This is a genomic window from Flavobacterium sp. (assembly GCF_043760115.1).
Lineage (GTDB): Bacteria > Bacteroidota > Bacteroidia > Flavobacteriales > Flavobacteriaceae > Flavobacterium.
Genome location: NZ_JAYUPK010000103.1, coordinates 1 through 18,255, shown reverse-complemented (window position 1 = coordinate 18,255; position 18,255 = coordinate 1). Strand labels below are relative to the sequence as shown.

Here is an 18,255-nt window from a genome sequence, read left to right as displayed (position 1 = left end):
TTATTGCTGTAGGAGAAGTTGGTTTTTGTATTACATTTATGTTAAATAAGCCACTACAATAATCACTAGAAGGTACTGATAAATTATAAATACCAACTGAGGGAAATGTAATTGAAAATGGTGATGAAGTTAGTAATTGTTCAAAATTATCTGGTCCAATTATTACAGTATTAATTGATGAAATTTCACTTCCGTTTGCATCTGTAAGAGTATACAGTGAATTAGTATTTGAACAAACTGTTGATTCTCCTAATATACTTATTGTTGGTTTTATGTTTATAGTAAATTGTGCGGTTCCACCACAACCTAAAAGCGTATTAAAATAAGTACATTTTAATTCTATAACTCCCACATCTTGTGAAAAAACTATTATTTCATTTCTTTGACCATTTTGAATAAGTGTTGCACCTGTTACATTATTATTTATAGTCCAATTAAATTCAGTACTTGGCCATTGAGGAAGTGAATATGTTCCTTGTGACTTTTGGCATAATGAAGCATTTCCTGTTATTGTTCCTACAGTTTTAATAATTGGAACTTTAATAATAGTTGGACAACTAAAACATTCATTATTTAAAACCGAGACATATCCAAAACCATCTTGATCTATATGATTCCATAATACATCAATTGAAGTGTTATTATTGTCGTATCCTACTATTTCACCTCCAATAATTTGCCAATTAATATTACAGTGGCCTAAAATTTCTTGAGGAACAGAGTAAGTAGTGACTTCGTTTTCGCAAGCAATACTAGGACATGAAATTGGTACATTTCCGCCTTCAACATTTATTGATATCGTATATTTACTTGAACAACTACAACCATTTGATGCAATTAATGTTACAGTATAATTCCCAGATGCATGATAGCTGTGAATAGGTTCAAAAGCCGAAGAAGTAGTTCCATCTCCAAAATCCCAATTGTAATAAATATTTTCATTACCACCATTATTGGTTGTTAAATTTTCAAATAGTACAGAACTGTTTTCACATACAGTATATTCAGTTTGATGTAAGTTTGGCATTACTCCAAAAAGAGCAATTGGTGCATTTACTTTTTCTATGCATTTACTTATTGCAAGTGTATTTCCATCTGTTAAATATATTGTTCCTTGAATTGCACAAAACGCAGCATTAGTCCATTGAATTTGACAAGATGAATTAGTAGCAGTTAAAATAGTTCCTCCAGTAATATTCCAATCAATATGATCTATTGAAGATAAACTACCATTTAAATTATATGTGATTATACTATTTTCACAAACTCTAATACATGGACCATCAACTATATTATTATCTTTAATTTCTGGATTTTCTGCAGATTCACAGCTCACCTCTGAATTCCAAGACAAAGTAAATCCACAAGGAATAGCAATAACCGAAATGTTTAACGAAAAAGCATTTGCACATTGACCTTGATTAGGAGTAAAAACATATACACCAGAACTTGTATTACTAACAATTGAAGGATTCCAAGTTCCAGTTATTCCATTATTATCTACTAAAGGTAAAATTGGAGCAGTTGAGCCAGTACAAAAAGATGTTGAAATATTAGAATTATTAAAACTTATAGTTGCTATTGGATTTACTTCAACTGTTAAATTAATTAAATTGCTTGAACAACCTCCAGAAGTTGGTGTAAATGTGTAAGTTGTAGTAACCGTGTTATTTATATTTGGTAACCATGTGCCTGTAACTCCATTTAACGAAGTGGTTGGTAATGTAAAACTTTGTCCAGCACAAATTGGTGGTATTGCATTAAAAGTTGGAACTAATGTGTTTGTTACCGTTAAATTATAAGTATATGGTGGTAAACAATAACCAGCAGATGGTGTAAAAATATAATTTGCGCTTGTAGTGTTATTTATTGTTGCAACATTCCAAGTACCAATAATTCCATTTGAAGATGTTGTTGGCAAAATAAAAGCACTTGAGTCATTGCAAATGGTTGTTGGTAAAAGCGTTGCATTAAAAATTATACTTGTTGGATGATTGGTTAAAATAACAACATTACTAAAAGCATTTGCAGCACATGTACCAAAACCAAATGAAACCCTACGTATAAACAAAGTAGGATTTGAACCTAAGAAAGTAGTAACAAAATTTGCAGGTAAATTATTAGTATTTGGCGCACCAATTATATTATTAAAAGTGATGTTATCTGTTGAAAATTGCCAACCATATCCTGCCGTGCTAGTTATACCAGCATTAACATTGGTAATGCCATTGTTAGCGCATGTAAAACCAATTGTTCCTCCAATTGCGCTTGATTCAAAATTAAAAGTTTGTATCGGTATAATAATATTTTTTTGACATCCAAAATAGCTACCTATAATTTGGAGAGATATGTTTATATTACCAGTATTTGATGGTAAAAAAAGTGGCTGAGATGGATTTGATGGATTTACATTATCAAATACAAAATGCATATTGTTTAATGTTTCTGACCAATTTATAGGTCCTTCAAAAGTTTGTGTTATTACATTTCCTATTCCTTGAAGTGAAACTGGATCAAACATTTGAAAACTAAATATGTTTTGTGTATTATTATTTAAATTAAAACTTGTAGGAATTGTACAAGAATATGTAAATAATGAAGAACCAATTACATCTAATTCATAATTTTCTCCAAAACAAATGTCGTGATCATTAGCAGAAATATTAACGAAATTAATTGTTTGATAATTATAAATTTTAAATTTTTGGCTTTGTATAGATTTTGGGTTTCCACAATATGGTTCAGTGTATAATGTTCTTCGTGTATATTCATGGCAATGATTGGTATTATAATTATTTAATACATTCATCGTAAGATTAGGATTAGTTATACTCAACTGTAAATCCTCATTTATTGCTCCAGGAATTAAATCATTTCCTCTATACCACTGAAATGTGTGAGGTAGCGTAATACAAGTAGGTGTTAATTTTAAAACTGGTAAATTATCAGTACCGCATAATAAAATATCATTACTAATAATATTTATATTATTTGAATTATTATTATCATTGTTAATATCGGTGTAATAGTTAACATCTATTTGTCCACCTGTTTGACCATTTTCACAATCTTGCAAATTATTATTAAATCCAATAAATACTCTGAAATCGTCAGTTATAGTTTTGTTAAGTGTTTTATATACAATTCTATAATCTACGAAAGGCGCATCAGTAGCATTTAATGTTAAAGTATACAATCCTGTTGAAAGACTAAAAGTTGGTTCTGGATTTGTGCTATAAATATTAGGACTTAAAGCTCTAAATATTTGAATATTAACGAAATTTGCTGTGGAATTATCAATAGGTAAGTGATTATCGAAATTTGTATACATTGGTGATGGTATTTGCAAAACTAAGCTTTGATTAGCACTTGGAGATGAACACGGTAAGACTTGGTCAGGTATATTGATATTAAAATCTCTTGGTATGCCACCACCTAAACATTCTATACCAAAATAAGCATAAGCTTTTTGTAATGCTAAACCATTTACTACTACATTTGAGTGGGCAAAAAATGTAAGTTCTATTTCTGTATTAGGATTGAGTAAAGCAAATTCACTATAGTCTAAAATATAGGATTGCCATTGCGTATTTTTTGGCAAACCAATTGTAGAAAATTGTCCAACTGTGGAATTCATAAATTTACTAACTAATTCATTATTTGAAAATTTTCTTAGGTTTGGTAAATTACCATTTTCATCAGAACCTAGATCAGAATTTAAGAAAGTTGTTGTTGTATTTACTGGACTGTTGTAGTGGTATTGATTTAATATTCCGAAAGCAGCATCAGAATTTTGGCTTGCTAAATGAAAAGGGTTTTTAATGTTTGCCTCCACACCGTTGGTAGCACCTAAATACCACACTCTAAATTTACAATTTTGGCTGTTAACAGTTATGATTTTTTTCGCATAATAAGCATTTCCTTGAGTGATATTAGTTGCATTAATTATTTCTCCTACTCTTATAACACTTGTAATATTGGCAGTTGTTGGAAGTGTTATTCCTGTAAAATTTGTATCATAGCCATTTGGCAATGCGCCATTAACTAAATTAACAATATCAAAACCATTTGAATTAAAATTAGATGAAGTTGGTATTTGTGGTTGCGAACCATTTACATAATTGTAAGGTGGACTTAATGGAATTGGTGGCACAATTGCCCAACCATTTGTAAAGGTTATTCTATTCCAATTATCAGCTGTCCAATCAGCAGCACTATTGGATGCTGGCAATGTTAAATTACAGTTTGGTAAAGGTGTAGGATAAATAACAAAATTATATGTTACTGTTTCATTACATAAACTACCAAAAGTCGCCGTCATCGTTAATTGATAATTTCCTGGCACTAAAGTTAAAGCTGTAGTGAAATTTGTCGCTGTAAATGTTGGCACAACAACAGAGTTAGTATTTAAAAATTGCAACTCCCAACTGTATATTAAATTGTTTATTGTGTTAGTTGCGCATGTTGTAACTGCTGGAGAAAAAGTTATAGCTGGTGTTCCTGATGTCGTTTGAGTGATTTCGTGTCTTGTGCCAGGCAATGGTATATTAGTATTTATTGAAAAAAAACAGTTATTCATATCTGCACAATTAACACAAGCGGATTGACCTACTAAACTTTTTCTTGGACCATCTATTGGGTCAATCATAAAATTCATTCGAGTAATTTGTCCTACTGTAAACTGGGAATGACAATTAGCAAAACCGTAGTCCATATAATTGTTTTTATTATCGTTTACATTACTTGTAATTGGATTAACATTTGCACCGCTAGTTGGATAAGGAATTGCGTCTGTCGAACAAGTATTGATATTACAAGTATAATTTGCTGGTTGTAAAAGCATACTTGGAGCAGTATCGCATATCATGTCTCCATTAAACAAACAATTATTATTATCACATGAACATGGATTGTATCCAGTTGCATCTGTCAAAGCATCAATAACTGTTGGGTTACAAATTCCAAACACATGAAATAATCCTAAATAATGTCCCATTTCGTGAGCCAATACTTCCATGTTTTGGTTTAATGAACCATTATCGATTAGAAATTGTCTTTCTATGAAAATCCCATCAAATAATTGTCCATGTGAAGATGGTAAAGTTGCAAATCCAGCTACACCATCAATATCATCAACTATATATATATTTATGTTTTTATTTGTTGGAGTTAATAAATTTGAATTAGCAACGCTTGCCAAAGTTGTCATAGCGGTTGTAGTTCTTGCTAAAATACCCGCTAAAGGCGTAGTTGTTCTACTTGTTGAAAGCGTATATGGATTTCCGTTTCTATCTTTATTTGTTAAACAAAAATTTATAAAAGTTGGATTTCCAGTTTCTGTACTTACTAAATTAACACCATTAAAAATTTGGTTAAGCTTGTTTATTATATAATCATAAGCATGTATATCAGTGCCTGTGGTTGGTAGAAAACTACTATTAATTGACATATCATGTATGGCAATGTTTAAAGTAGTTACTTGTGGCGGTATGAAGTTAGTATTTTTATTTTGTGATTTACTATTATCCCATTTATTGTAATTTTTTTGAGCATATTCTTGCCAACTTTTTGTATTCTCCTCAAACTTTTTACTATACTCAAAATTTTCTTTTAAATTTTTTATATGCAATTCGTCAGTTCCACAACTAAAACTTTTTACATCTTGTGCATTTAAGAAAAGAAAAGAAAAGAAAAGAAAAGAAAAGAAAGAGTTAAAAATTTTTTCATAAATCATATATTTAAAATTATTGTTTGGAAGAATAATTTATAAAATTAAGAAAAAAATTGTAAGAAAAGCAAAAAATTATATTTATTTTTAAATTTCTATTCTCTCTTCATCTCCACATGCTCAATATCATCTTCCAAATAAACAGCACTAGTTTTTAAAAATCCATGACTTTCGTAGAATTTTTGTAAGTACAATTGTGCCGAAATAGTGATTTTAGTTTCCTTAAAATACGACTCAATTCCTGAAATGGCTTGTTGCATCATTTCGTGACCAAATTTTTTATCGCGTGCTTCTGGATGAATTACAACTCTACCAATTGAGGCATTTTCAAAATAGTCGCCACCTTTAAACAATCTGGCGTAAGCCACAATTTCATTATTGTATTCGCCCAATAAATGCAATGCTTTTTCGTCTTTGCCATCAATGTCTTGATAAACGCAATTTTGCTCTACTACAAACACAATAGATCGTAGTTTTAATAAAGAATACAACTCATGGAGAGAAAGTTCTTTAAATGGCTTTATTTTCCAGTTTATTGTGTCTTTCATATAGGCAGAATTTAGTTCAGCATATTTAAATGCTGAAAGTAGTAGTGTTATTTTTTCTTTAAAAATTGTACCGATTTTATAATGGCTTCCAACTCAAACATTAAATCGCGTTTTTGCTTAGATGGTGCATAACAAAATCCTTCAATAACTAAAATTCTATTGTTTTTTTCGTCTTTTATGGCATAATTAATAAATGGTCCAGCCATAGAATCGTATTTTAATTCCCAATTTCCTTTGGTTTCAAATGTTTCTCTTCCAAAAATTGTAGTTTTAGATAAGTATGGCGAAAACGATGCTTCGGTAATCATTCTAGTTTTAGCAACTGCGCCATGAATGTAAATGTTACCAATAGAATCTCTAATTTTAGTAATTCTGTTTATAGTATTGGTATTGTCTTTTATGCTAGAAAACGGAATTTGATAGAATACCAAACTTAAATTTCCGCTAGTAATTTCTTTCTTTAACCATATAAATTTTCGTCCGTGCATTACCATTTTATACTTGGTAGGAACGTTAATTTTAATATTAAATTTGTCGGTAATTTTTTGAGAATCAATAAGCGAATCCTCTTTTATTTGGTCTTGAAGAATTTTAATTTCCGATTGTTTAATTTTTTGAATTATTAACGAATCGTTATTTTGTATGGTATCTAAAATTTCTTGAACCGTTTTGCCCGAAATATGAACCACAACTTGAGGATTGGCAAATTCATTTTCCTTAATTCTAAACTGGCTTTTGTCTTCTTTTTTTATCACAATAATATTTCTACTATTGCTCATAAAACCTTCTAGTAACTTTACAGGATATTGATTTAATGAAAAAACTGGTTCTTCTTGTGGCAAGCCCAAAACTGGCGATGCAAACTTATTTCTAAGTGTATCACCAACTTCGCCATTCCATAATTGATCGTCTACAATTACCGAAACGGTGTTTATTTTTCCTGATATATCTGTTGTTCGTTTCGACTTTTTTTCGCTACAAGAAAACAGCATAATCGAAGCTAAAAGACATAAAAAATGGGTTTTATTCATAGTGTGAAATAAAACCCAAATTTATATAAGATTTTTGGTATTATCCGTTAATTTTTAATTTCATTCCGGGTTGAATGTTTTCATCCTTAATATTATTCCATTTTTTAATATCGGAAATGGTTACACCAGGAAATTTTTGAGATATTTTAAACAACGAATCTCCTTTTTGAACTTGATACAATTTTTCTTTTGCTTTTTTACTTATTGCAGCATATTCTTGTTTGTTTTTACTTTTAACATCAGTAACTGCAACGTCTGTTTTACCAACAATTAATTTGTCACCTTGTTTAATATTGGTGTCCGAAAGTGAATTCCATTCTAAAATATTATTTATAGTTACATTGTATTTTCTTGCAATTGTTCCCATAAATTCGCCTTTACCAACAACGTGTTCAAGGTTTTTTAATTCTTTATTTTCTAATGTTGATGCTACTGCATTTCCAGAAATTACTAATTGACTTCCAACTTTTACATTATTATCAATTAAATTATTCCAATCTTTAATGTTTTGAACTGTTATATTATTTTTTCTTGCTATTGCAGATAAATTATCGCCTTTTACAACAACATAATAATTGTCAGAATTTATTTTAGGAGTAACTTTTTCTTCTTTTATTGGATAAATTTTTGGTTCAATTTTCGCTTTTTGTTTTGGTTCTGCAACCGCAATTATTGACTCGTTTTTATCAATTGCTTGTTTAATTTCTTTTTTAACTGTGGTAGTAACTTTTTCGTTAGAAATAATTTTTAAATTATCGCCAAGTTGCACATTATTGCTTTTTAACTTGTTCCATTTTTTTACATCGGCAACAGCAACGTTATATTTAGATGCAATTTCGCCAAGATTGTCGCCTTTTTTAACTTTATGAAATTTAGTTACGTCTTTAAAAGTTACTACTTTTTCAGATTTATAAATTTTTTCTGGTTTCGATTCTTTTACTGCAATTTCTGTTTTATCTACTTTTTCGATGCTTGCAATTTGATTAGTATTTGCTACAGCAACAGAATCTTTAACTGCTTCTTTACTGTCTTTAAATGCAATTTTTTCTGTTGAAATTATCTTTAAATTTCTTCCAAGTGGCGCACTATTATTACGCAATCCATTCCATTTTTTTAAATCTGTTAAACTAACTTCATACTTGCTTGCAATGCTAGAAAGATTATCGCCTTTTCTAACTTTATGATATTTTGTTCTGTTAGTAACATCTGAATTGGGTTGCGAAACATTACTTGGATCATTTTGTTTTACACTTGCTAATCTGTCGTTTGGTCGTTCTCTTTTACTAGAAACGTTATCAATGTAAGCATAAATTTTATCTTCATTAGATGTAAAAATTCCAATTTTAGCTTTTGGCAAACGCAAATAATTAATTTCTCCTGTTACAAACGGAATTTCATTTCTTTTGTACGACGGATTAAAAAACTGCAATTCATCTACAGAAATATCTAGTAAATCTGACAGTTGACGAAAAGTCATGGCTTTTTTTACCATAATTGTATCTGTGGCAAAATGGTTGGCAATGGCTTTATTTGGAGTAATTCCGTGTTCTTTATGGTATTCAAAAATGTACATTGTTGCTAAGAAAGCTGGTAAATATCCTTGTGTTTCTTTAGGTAAATTTTTTCTAATGTTCCAATAATTTTGTTGTCCGCCAGATCTACGAATTGCTTTAGACACATTTCCTGGACCAGAATTGTATGATGCCAACACCAAATCCCAATCGCCAAAAATCTTATACATATTCATCATGTACTTTGATGCAGCCTGACTTGCCAATAAAGGATCACTTCTTTCATCAACATAAGACGAAATATTTAATCCATATTGTTTCCCAGTTTGATACATAAATTGCCACAATCCAGTTGCTCCCATTCTAGAAACTGCTCTCGGATTTAATGCAGATTCTACAACAGCAAGATATTTTATTTCTAAAGGAATATTATTTTTAGCTAATTCTTCTTCAAATATTGGAAAATAAAACTGAGAAATTCCCATCAATCGTTCAAATCCTTTTTTTCTATTTTTCAAGAATGATTTAATAACGTTTTCAAGACCAATATTGTATTCTATATTAAATGGCGATTTTTCGTCCATTAATCTTAATCGTTCTTTCAATACTTCTGTAGGCAATTCATAATCTACAGTAACATCTGGATTTACGTTTTTAATATCGGTAAGTAACTCATTATAAACGTCTAACGAACCTAGTTCTTGCATCCACATATGGTCAATACAAGCAGCAGTTTCGTCAGTTCTAAATGTTTTTTTTATAGAATCTAAAAAAGAAATTTGAACTTCTTTTTTAATAATTGTGTCTTTAATAACAACTGTTTCTTGTGTTACAATCGAATCTTTAGTAGTTGTTTCTTGCTGTGCATAAATAGATGCAGAAGCAAGAATAAGAAGCGATGTAATTTTATTTTTTAAACTCATATTTATATTTTTTCACTATTTTGTAATCAATATAGATTTCATGTATTTGCAAACCTAATTACCTATAACGTATCTTATTGTTTAATTATTGTTAAAAATCAATACTTTAACTTAATATTGCCTCAATTCCTGGTAAGGTTTGTCCTTCTAACATCTCTAACATTGCGCCACCACCAGTAGAAACGTAACTCATTTTATCTTCTAGACCAAATTGTTTTACTGCCGAAACAGAATCGCCACCACCAACTAAAGAAAATGCTCCGTTTGCTGTAGCTTCTGCAATATATTCGCCAAGTTTTATTGTTCCATTAGCAAATTTTTCTAATTCAAAAACTCCTAATGGTCCATTCCAAAGTATGGTTTTAGATTCCATTATTACTTTTCTAAAATTTTCTAACGATTTCGGACCAGCGTCTAAACCTTGCCAACCGTTAGGAATTTCTTTTACATCAACTATTTGTGTATTAGCATCATTTGAAAAAGAATCGGCAGCTACAACATCAACAGGAATGTGAATTTGAACTCCTTTTTCTTTAGCTTTTTTCAAAATTTCTAATGCCAATTCCATTTTATCATCTTCACAAATAGAATCGCCAATTTTTCCGCCAAGTGCTTTCACGAAAGTAAAAGTCATTCCGCCACCAATAATCATGTGATCTACTTTGTCTAGAATGTTTTCTATAACTGTAATTTTAGAAGAAACTTTAGAACCGCCAAGTACAGCAGTTACTGGTTTTACAGAATTATTTAAAACTTTATTTAAACTTTCAATTTCTTTAGCAAGAAGTAATCCAAAACATTTATTTTCTGGAAAAAATTGAGCAATAATTGTTGTAGATGCATGTGCTCTGTGTGCTGTTCCAAATGCGTCGTTTACATAAATGTCTCCAAGTGAAGCAAGTTCTTTAGCAAATGCAACATCGCCAGCTTCTTCTTCTGGATAATATCTTAGGTTTTCTAAAAGTAAAACTTGTCTAGGTAATAATTTTGCAGCAGCATTACTTGCAATTTCACCTCTACAATCTGATGCAAATTGCACTGGAACTCCAAGTACATCTGAAACTGTTTTTACTATATGTTGTAAAGAATATTTTTCTTCTTTTCCTTTTGGTCTGCCCAAGTGTGACATTAAAATTACACTTCCACCATCGGCAAGAATTTTATCAATTGTTGGTTTTGCGCCTTCAATTCTGTTGGTATCTGTAACGTTAAAATTTTCGTCAAGCGGAACATTAAAATCTACTCGAACTATTGCTTTTTTATCTTTAAAATTAAAATCGTTTATCGTCTTCATTTGGTATTGTCAAATTAAAAATTAATTTGCAAATATAGTAATTTAGATTTTTATCGATAATTTTAGCTTTTTAACCTTGAAATCATTTAAACTTTTTTCAATTGGCTGTAAAATTGTATTTTAATCCCATATTTCATCTTTTTTTAATTCCGTAGCTTAACTATGCAATGAAAAAAAGATAAAATCTGAAACTAAAACCCTAATTTTTCGCTTCAATCAAAAAAATTTAAATGATTTCATAATTAATCTTCGTTGGCAATAATTTCTGTTGCATTATTTACAGATAATATCCAAATTCTATCTTCATAAGTACCATTAACTTTAGATAAATATAAACTTACAGCTTCAGTTTCTGTAGCAACTTTATCAAGATAAATGTATTTGTATTTGTTTATTGGATTAATAAACGATTTAGAATCTAAACCTTTTGTTCCAAGAAAATTTTGAAATAATCTAGCATTTTCATCGCTTGCAAAAACATTGGCAACAATATAATAACCTTTAGGTTGGTTGGTAATATTTAATATTTGAATTTCTAATGGTTTTTTAGATTTATCACCTTCAATTCCTTTAATAAAAGTTGCTCTATTGGTTGCAGAAATACTTTTATTGTTTCCATCGGCAATCATTTCATTGTTAGCAGGAACCAATTTTACATTGTTTTTAATAATTTCTACTTTAGATTTTATTGTTTTATCTGTAGATGCAATTGGCTCACTTACAACAACTTCTTTAACATTAGGACTTGTAACTTCAACATTAAAAGCTGTAAAAAACATAAAATACCTGTCGCCAGAAGATTTTAAACGAAGTTGTGCTTCTGTACAATTGTTTCCAATTACTGAATTATTAGCATTTGGAATTGTAATTAAACAAGTATCATATCCAAGTGTATTTTTACTATCTGGAAAACGATTCATAAAATATTTATTTTCAATAGTAATACAACTATTAAAAAAGTTACTGTTCTTTCTTAATGAATTACTTAGTGTTGTAAATTCACGTTTTTCATTAGACGAATTAAATAATAATTGATCTCCAATTAAATTACAATCACCTTCAAGTGCAGCGCAAGCAATTTTAGCTTTTACATTTCCTTTTGGCAAGGTTTGAAATCCGTTAAATTGAATGTCTGTCGATTTGTCTGTAACTCCAGCAAAACCATCAAAACTTGTAATAAATTTTCCAGTCATTGATGGATCTTCGTAAACTACAAATAATGTCCATCCACCAGCAGAACCACCACTTAAAGTTCCTTGAGTAGCTTTAATATTGGCAATTGTATAAACACCAGTTGGATTAGAAAGTTCTTTTACATAACTTGTAATATCAGCGTAAACTGCATAAGGCGCAAAATCTTTTTCGGCTTTAGAATTTAATCCGTCAAAGATAACTTCGCCTAGAATATTAGTATAATCTGTTTGACCAGGAAGCTTTATTTTTACATCTCTAAATTGATCTCTTGAAGGATTAGTTGCTGCAAACTTCTCTGCTTTTTTTTGAATTCCTGCGTTGTATTTATACGTTGCAGACCAATATAATCCTGCGTAAAGAATTTTTTTTCTAGATGGATTTTCAAAAAACAACTCTGCACTGCTAGATGAGAATGTAGCTTCATCATCATCAATATCAATGTATTGCATATCAAATTCGTCATTTAATTGGGCCGAATTGGTGTGATTATAATATGGAACGTTGGAAGAATTATTGTAATCAACTCTGTTTACTATATTGTTGGCAATTACAGTCATATCGCCATTTACAAATCCTTGATACCTCATTTTAAAAGGAACTTCGAGCTGTGAAAAACCAAGAACAGGAAATAATAGTAGGATTAAAACGTTCTTTTTTAAATTTTGTAAAGTTGTATTCATAATAATTTCGCTTTTAGTTTGGGACAAAAAAGGAGAGTTTGTTAATAACTTTTCAAAAATAATAATTAAAACGTTTAAAAACATTTTTTTTCGACGAAATGCGTTAAATTTTTTTATAAAAGTGGTTTTTCTTATTATTCTTTGATATTTGTAATCCTAATTGTACGTTTTGTAGAACTTAATCTACAAGTATTGAAATCCTTATAATTTTGTATATTTGCTTATGTTATTTTCAGAAATATTAGGTCACGAACACCTAAAAAATCACTTGCAAGAAAGCGCCATAAAAGGTAGAATTCCGCACGCACAATTGTTTATTGGTCCAGAAGGAACAGGAACTTTGGCTATGGCAATTGCTTATGCTCAATATATTATCTGTCAAAATAAAGGAAATGAAAATGAAGGAGAAAATAGTGCTTGTAATTTAAAATTCAATCATCTATCGCATCCAGATTTGCATTTTATTTATCCAACAGTTTCTACCGAAGATGTAAAAACCAAACCAAAAAGTATCGATTTTATTCAAGACTGGAGACAATTTCTTACTGAAAATATTTATGGCGGATTGTTCGATTGGTATAAAGTTCTTGGCGTTCAAAACAAGCAAGGCGAAATTCGAGTTGATGATGCACAAGAAATTTTAAAAACATTAGCTTTAAAATCTTTTGAAGGTGGATTTAAAATTATGATTATTTGGATGGCAGACAAAATGAATACTGCAGCATCTAATAAATTATTAAAATTACTAGAAGAACCAACAGATAAAACGGTTTTTATTTTAATTTCTGAAAATGAAGAAGATATAATTCAAACCATTCGATCTAGATGTCAAGTACTTCATTTTAATGCTTTACCAGAAGTTGAAATTGCAAATGCATTAATCATTAATAAAAAAATTAATGATAAACTTGCTAAAAAAATTGCACATCAAGCGCAAGGAAATTACAACAAAGCATTGCATATTTTAAGTGAAGATAACGATGAACTACCTTTTGAAAAATGGTTTGTAGATTGGGTTCGTGCTGCATTTAGAGCCAAAGGAAATGCTGCAGCAATACAAGATTTAATTTCTTGGAGTGATCAAATTGCAACTTTGGGAAGAGAAGCGCAAAAGAAATTTTTAAATTTTTGTATAGAAATGTTTCGTCAAGCATTATTATTAAATTACCAAGCAGAAAAATTGGTTTACATTGAGCCAACTGTCGAAAAATTTAAATTAGAAAACTTTGCGCCATTTGTAAACGGAAACAATATAAATGAAATTTTTACAGAACTTTCTGATGCTATTTATCATATTGAACGTAACGGAAATGCTAAAATAATACTAACCGATTTATCTATAAAATTAACTCGATTAATACATCGAAAATAATACATTAATTATGAACAATACTGCTTCTGTTATCGTTTTAGTTTTTCTAGCTGTAACTTTTATAACTTCTGCTCACGATAAAATTTTTCATTGGAAGGATAATGTTTCGTGGTTAAAAGAACATTTAGGTAAAACTATATTGAAAAATTTTGTGCCAATTTCACTAGGAATTGTACTTTTTTTAGAATTAATTGCTGGACTTTTTAGCATTATAGGTTGCTTGGAAATTTACATAAATGGCGGACGAATGTTTGGTTTTTATGGAGCTGTTTTTTCTTGTATTTCTTTAATTTTTCTATTATTAGGACAACGCTTGGCGAAAGATTATGATGGTGCACGAACTATTGCAATTTATTTTATTCCTGCAGTTTTAGCGGTTTACTGGTTGAGTTAGTGAAAATTAAAGTATTTTTAATAAATTTGTTGTTATGAATGTAGAAACGCAACGTAAAAACATAGTTCACAGAATATTAGATATTCAAAACTCTAAATTACTATCTCAAATTGAAGAGTTATTGGATAATGATGTCTATGCCTATTCAACATCTGGAAAACCATTTACAGTAAAAGAATATAAAAATCATTTAGATCAAATAATGATTGCATCAGATTCTGGTGCTATTGGTTATACTAGTGATGAAGCTCGCAATAAAATTGTTAGAAAATGAAGCCAGTTTATTGGTCTGACGAATCTTAAATTTCTATTCAAAATATGTATGATTATATTTTTGAAGAAAGTCCTCAAAATGCTGATTTAGTGGTTGATACAGTTTTTTAAAATGGAAATAAATTAAATGTTTTCCCAGAGAAGAATCCAATAGAACCTGTTTACAATTCAGAATTTATTCGATTCTTCCCTAAATGGAATTTTAAAATTATTTATAGAATAGAAACTTCTAGAATTTATATTTTAGATGTTTTTTCTACTTATCAAAGTGCAACTAAAATTAGATTTTGATTTCATTTTTATCCCAAACTAGCTTTAAACATTCGCAACTCTTCCCAAGAAAAAGCTTCGCCAAGTTGCTCTTTCATTGGTGTTAACGATTCTTCTTTGTAGCCAAAAAATGCTTTGGTAAGTGTTTCTATTTTGTCTTCTGGCATTATATCTTCAATTTTTACTGCTTTGTCTTGAATTAATTTGGTAAAATGTCCTAAAATTGTACCTTCGGTAAGTTTGCGTAAAAGTGCAATTTCTGCTATCGTATTTTTTTCTATCCAAAGTTCGTAAGTTACTTGTGTTGTTGCTTTTTTTGGCGTTTTGTCTGTACTTTTTTTCTTTGGCTCGTAAAAACTTACGTCTTGTTTGTCTTCAATTAAATTTACATTATTCCGTTTATAATCTTCATAAACAAGTTCTAATTTGGCAATTTTATAGTTTTTTATTTCTTGATTGTTTAAGCTTTCTTTACTAATAACTTTGTCTTCAAGAACGGTTTCTATTAGTTTTTTGGCTTTCATTAATCGTAAAATGGCATTGGTTTGCAATTCTTCTAAAATCAATAATTCATCATAATATTGTTTTACCTGCTTGATGCGTTTTATTTCTTCTATTTTATACAGAATTTCATAAACTAAAACATCTAATTTTTCATAGAAATAATCATAAGCTTTTAAAATTCTTTCGTTTATAAAATTAAAATCTATGCTTTCATCACGAAATAATTTATCCAATTGCGACATAAATTTACTTGCTGGATCTACTAGATTTTCGCAAAATTCTAATTGTTTGGTTGCCCAATTACTATGTTTAGATTTAGCAGAAACATCTGAATCTAAATAACTGTACTTATGATTGCGCCATTCTTGAGCCAACTCATTCCAGTTAAAACTATTACGCAGATAATTGTGAATGTAATTTTTTGTGTCTGTTTGTAACACATTTTTCAATACTTCTGTCGTTGCTTTGTTATTGGCATAATCCATAACATCATCATCGTTAGAAATGCCATTCATTTGCATTTGCGATAACAAAATTAATCCGTTTAACGATCGCAAACGAGAAAGCGCAACATATGCTTGTCCTGGAACAAAAACTTGCGAAACATCAAGTGCAGCTTTGTCAAACGTTAATCCTTGACTTTTATGAACTGTAATTGCCCAAGCCAATTTTATTGGATAATGTGTAAAAGTTCCTAGAATTTCTTCTTCAATTTCTTTGGTATTGGCGTTTACAAAATACCTAATGTTCTGCCATTCATAACGTTCTACTTCTATCGTTTTATTTTCTTCTGGAAAATGAACTCGAATTTCATTATCTGATAGAGAATAAATTACTCCCATTTTACCATTAAAATAATGTTTGTCAAATGATAAATCGTTTTTAATAAACATTATTTGTGCTCCAATTTTTAACTCTAAATATTCATCTACAGGAAAAATTTTATCTGGAAAATCGCCAACTATTTGTGCTTTATAACTTCTAGATTTTCCTTCTAAATCTGATAATGATTGCGAATTTATTGCATCTGCTTTAGCATTATGAGTTGTTAAAGTAATGTAACCTTTATTGGCTTTTAAATCAAAATTTGGTTGCACGTATTTATTTAAAAATGAAATATTTTCTTGAGTTATTCTATTGTTTCTTAAGTTATTAAGCAAATCAATAAAGACTTCATCCGTTTGACGAAAAATTTTAGAAAGTTCTATATATAACGGTGGATTTTGCTGTATTGCATGCGAATGAAAAAAGAATTTACCTTTGTAATAATTGCGTAAAGTGCGCCATTCTTCGTCTCTAATTACTGGCGGAAGTTGCAACAAATCACCAATAAAAAGAACTTGAACGCCACCAAAAGGTAACTTTTTTTTGCGAACACTTTGCAACATAAATTCAATTGCGTCTAATAAATCAGATCGCAACATACTTACTTCGTCAATTATTAACAATTCCATATTTTGAATCACAGCTTTCTTAACAGCGCTCATTCTAAAATGGCGACGCAATGTGTCTTTAGATTCAAATTTTATGGTTTCTGTAAAATTTCCATCAACATTATTGGCAGGAATAAATCCGCCAAAAGGCAATTGAAACATAGAGTGAATGGTAACGCCACCAGCATTTAACGCTGCAATCCCGGTTGGCGCAACTACTACACAATTTTTATGAGTAGAGTTTATAATTTCTTTAAGAAGTGTAGTTTTTCCTGTTCCAGCTTTTCCAGTAAGAAAAACTGAGCGATTGGTTTGATTTATGAAGCGTAAAACGTAATTAGCTTCGGCAGATATTGATTCCATTTGGCTTGTATTTAGAAATGCAAATGTAAAATATTGACAATCAATTTACAAATAAAAAAAATTCCAAATTTTAAAAGGTTTAGTTTTAAAATTTAGAATTCATTTTGTTAAACATTTCGACTGCGCTCAATGTGACATTTATTTATTTTTTCTCTTCTACTTTTTTATCAGCAGTTTTTTCTTCTTTTTTGGCTTCAGATTTGTATTTAACATTTACCATTTTTACTAATTCTTTGGTAATATCATAACTGTCTTTTGCATATAAAACCGTTGCTGCTTCACCTGTTCCGTATATATAATCGTAACTTTTTTCTTTACCAAAATCTTTAAAAACTTTTTTATATTTAGTTACTAAAGAATCCATTTCTTTACCACTTTCACCTTGCAATTGTTGTAACATTGCTTGTTGTGCATATTGCAATTGTTGTTCTCTTTGTTGCAATTCACCATATGCTTGTTGCGCCCAAACTTGTCCGTTTTTTTGTGCATTAGCTTGAAAAGATTTTTTTTCACCTTCTAGTTTTGTTGCTTCTACTTTTAGTTCTGCACCCATTTCTTCAGCTTTTGCTTTATACTTGGCTTCAATATCTTTGGCTTCTGTACTTTCTTCCATTAATTTAGAAGTGTCAATGTAGGCTGTTTTATATTCTTTAGAAGTTGATGATTGATTGCAAGAAATTATTGAAACTGAAAGTGCAATTAATAAGATAAGATTTTTATTCATGATTTTTGTTTTT

The 18,255-nt window shown here is 29.7% G+C and carries 11 protein-coding genes; 3 read left to right on the top strand and 8 right to left on the bottom strand.

Annotated features, from left to right (window positions below; genetic code table 11):
- The 6 genes from ACH2BC_RS09010 to ACH2BC_RS08985 all read right to left on the bottom strand — a co-directional run.
- The coding region (locus ACH2BC_RS09010) for a PKD domain-containing protein (protein WP_395053664.1) at positions 1-5,734 on the bottom strand (5,734 nt) is incomplete at its 3' end.
- 89 nt (positions 5,735-5,823) lie between these two features.
- Positions 5,824-6,276, bottom strand: coding sequence for a GNAT family N-acetyltransferase (locus tag ACH2BC_RS09005; RefSeq protein ID WP_395053663.1), 453 nt, complete (start codon positions 6,274-6,276; stop codon positions 5,824-5,826).
- Between the two features lie 47 nt (positions 6,277-6,323).
- Positions 6,324-7,307, bottom strand: a complete 984-nt coding sequence (locus ACH2BC_RS09000; RefSeq protein WP_395053662.1) for a DUF4837 family protein — start codon at positions 7,305-7,307, stop codon at positions 6,324-6,326.
- A 40-nt stretch (positions 7,308-7,347) separates the two neighbouring features.
- Positions 7,348-9,741, bottom strand: coding sequence for a LysM peptidoglycan-binding domain-containing protein (locus ACH2BC_RS08995; RefSeq protein WP_395053661.1), 2,394 nt, complete (start codon positions 9,739-9,741; stop codon positions 7,348-7,350).
- A 106-nt stretch (positions 9,742-9,847) separates the two neighbouring features.
- Positions 9,848-11,035: a phosphoglycerate kinase gene (locus tag ACH2BC_RS08990; RefSeq protein ID WP_395053660.1), complete on the bottom strand. Its 1,188-nt coding sequence runs from the start codon at positions 11,033-11,035 to the stop codon at positions 9,848-9,850.
- Positions 11,036-11,277: 242 nt separating this feature from the next.
- The gene (locus ACH2BC_RS08985; RefSeq protein WP_395053659.1) at positions 11,278-12,909 is read right to left on the bottom strand and encodes a hypothetical protein; all 1,632 of its coding nucleotides are present in this window, start codon (positions 12,907-12,909) and stop codon (positions 11,278-11,280) included.
- A gap of 223 nt (positions 12,910-13,132) precedes the next feature.
- Between ACH2BC_RS08985 and ACH2BC_RS08980 the strand changes: the two genes are divergently transcribed.
- Genes ACH2BC_RS08980 through ACH2BC_RS08970 form a run of 3 tightly spaced genes read left to right on the top strand, consistent with a single transcriptional unit; the run spans position 13,133 to position 14,949 of the window.
- Positions 13,133-14,281, top strand: a complete 1,149-nt coding sequence (locus ACH2BC_RS08980; RefSeq protein ID WP_395053658.1) for an ATP-binding protein — start codon at positions 13,133-13,135, stop codon at positions 14,279-14,281.
- 10 nt (positions 14,282-14,291) lie between these two features.
- Positions 14,292-14,675 (top strand): DoxX family protein, encoded by a 384-nt coding sequence (locus ACH2BC_RS08975; RefSeq protein ID WP_395053657.1) that lies wholly within the window; start codon positions 14,292-14,294, stop codon positions 14,673-14,675.
- 34 nt (positions 14,676-14,709) lie between these two features.
- Positions 14,710-14,949, top strand: a complete 240-nt coding sequence (locus tag ACH2BC_RS08970; RefSeq protein ID WP_395053656.1) for a hypothetical protein — start codon at positions 14,710-14,712, stop codon at positions 14,947-14,949.
- Positions 14,950-15,247: 298 nt separating this feature from the next.
- Here ACH2BC_RS08970 and ACH2BC_RS08965 read toward each other — a convergent pair whose 3' ends face one another.
- Complete coding sequence (locus ACH2BC_RS08965) at positions 15,248-17,518, bottom strand: helix-turn-helix domain-containing protein (RefSeq protein WP_395053655.1); 2,271 nt, start codon at positions 17,516-17,518, stop codon at positions 15,248-15,250.
- Between the two features lie 142 nt (positions 17,519-17,660).
- Positions 17,661-18,242 (bottom strand): OmpH family outer membrane protein, encoded by a 582-nt coding sequence (locus ACH2BC_RS08960; RefSeq protein ID WP_395053665.1) that lies wholly within the window; start codon positions 18,240-18,242, stop codon positions 17,661-17,663.
- Positions 18,243-18,255: the final 13 nt, after the last annotated feature.

Coding starts and splice junctions, on each gene's coding strand:
- ACH2BC_RS09005 (WP_395053663.1), bottom strand. CDS start 6,276: ATGAAAGACACAATAAACTGGAAAATAAAGCCATTTAAAGAACTTTCT.
- ACH2BC_RS09000 (WP_395053662.1), bottom strand. CDS start 7,307: ATGAATAAAACCCATTTTTTATGTCTTTTAGCTTCGATTATGCTGTTT.
- ACH2BC_RS08995 (WP_395053661.1), bottom strand. CDS start 9,741: ATGAGTTTAAAAAATAAAATTACATCGCTTCTTATTCTTGCTTCTGCA.
- ACH2BC_RS08990 (WP_395053660.1), bottom strand. CDS start 11,035: ATGAAGACGATAAACGATTTTAATTTTAAAGATAAAAAAGCAATAGTT.
- ACH2BC_RS08985 (WP_395053659.1), bottom strand. CDS start 12,909: ATGAATACAACTTTACAAAATTTAAAAAAGAACGTTTTAATCCTACTA.
- ACH2BC_RS08980 (WP_395053658.1), top strand. CDS start 13,133: ATGTTATTTTCAGAAATATTAGGTCACGAACACCTAAAAAATCACTTG.
- ACH2BC_RS08975 (WP_395053657.1), top strand. CDS start 14,292: ATGAACAATACTGCTTCTGTTATCGTTTTAGTTTTTCTAGCTGTAACT.
- ACH2BC_RS08970 (WP_395053656.1), top strand. CDS start 14,710: ATGAATGTAGAAACGCAACGTAAAAACATAGTTCACAGAATATTAGAT.
- ACH2BC_RS08965 (WP_395053655.1), bottom strand. CDS start 17,518: ATGGAATCAATATCTGCCGAAGCTAATTACGTTTTACGCTTCATAAAT.
- ACH2BC_RS08960 (WP_395053665.1), bottom strand. CDS start 18,242: ATGAATAAAAATCTTATCTTATTAATTGCACTTTCAGTTTCAATAATT.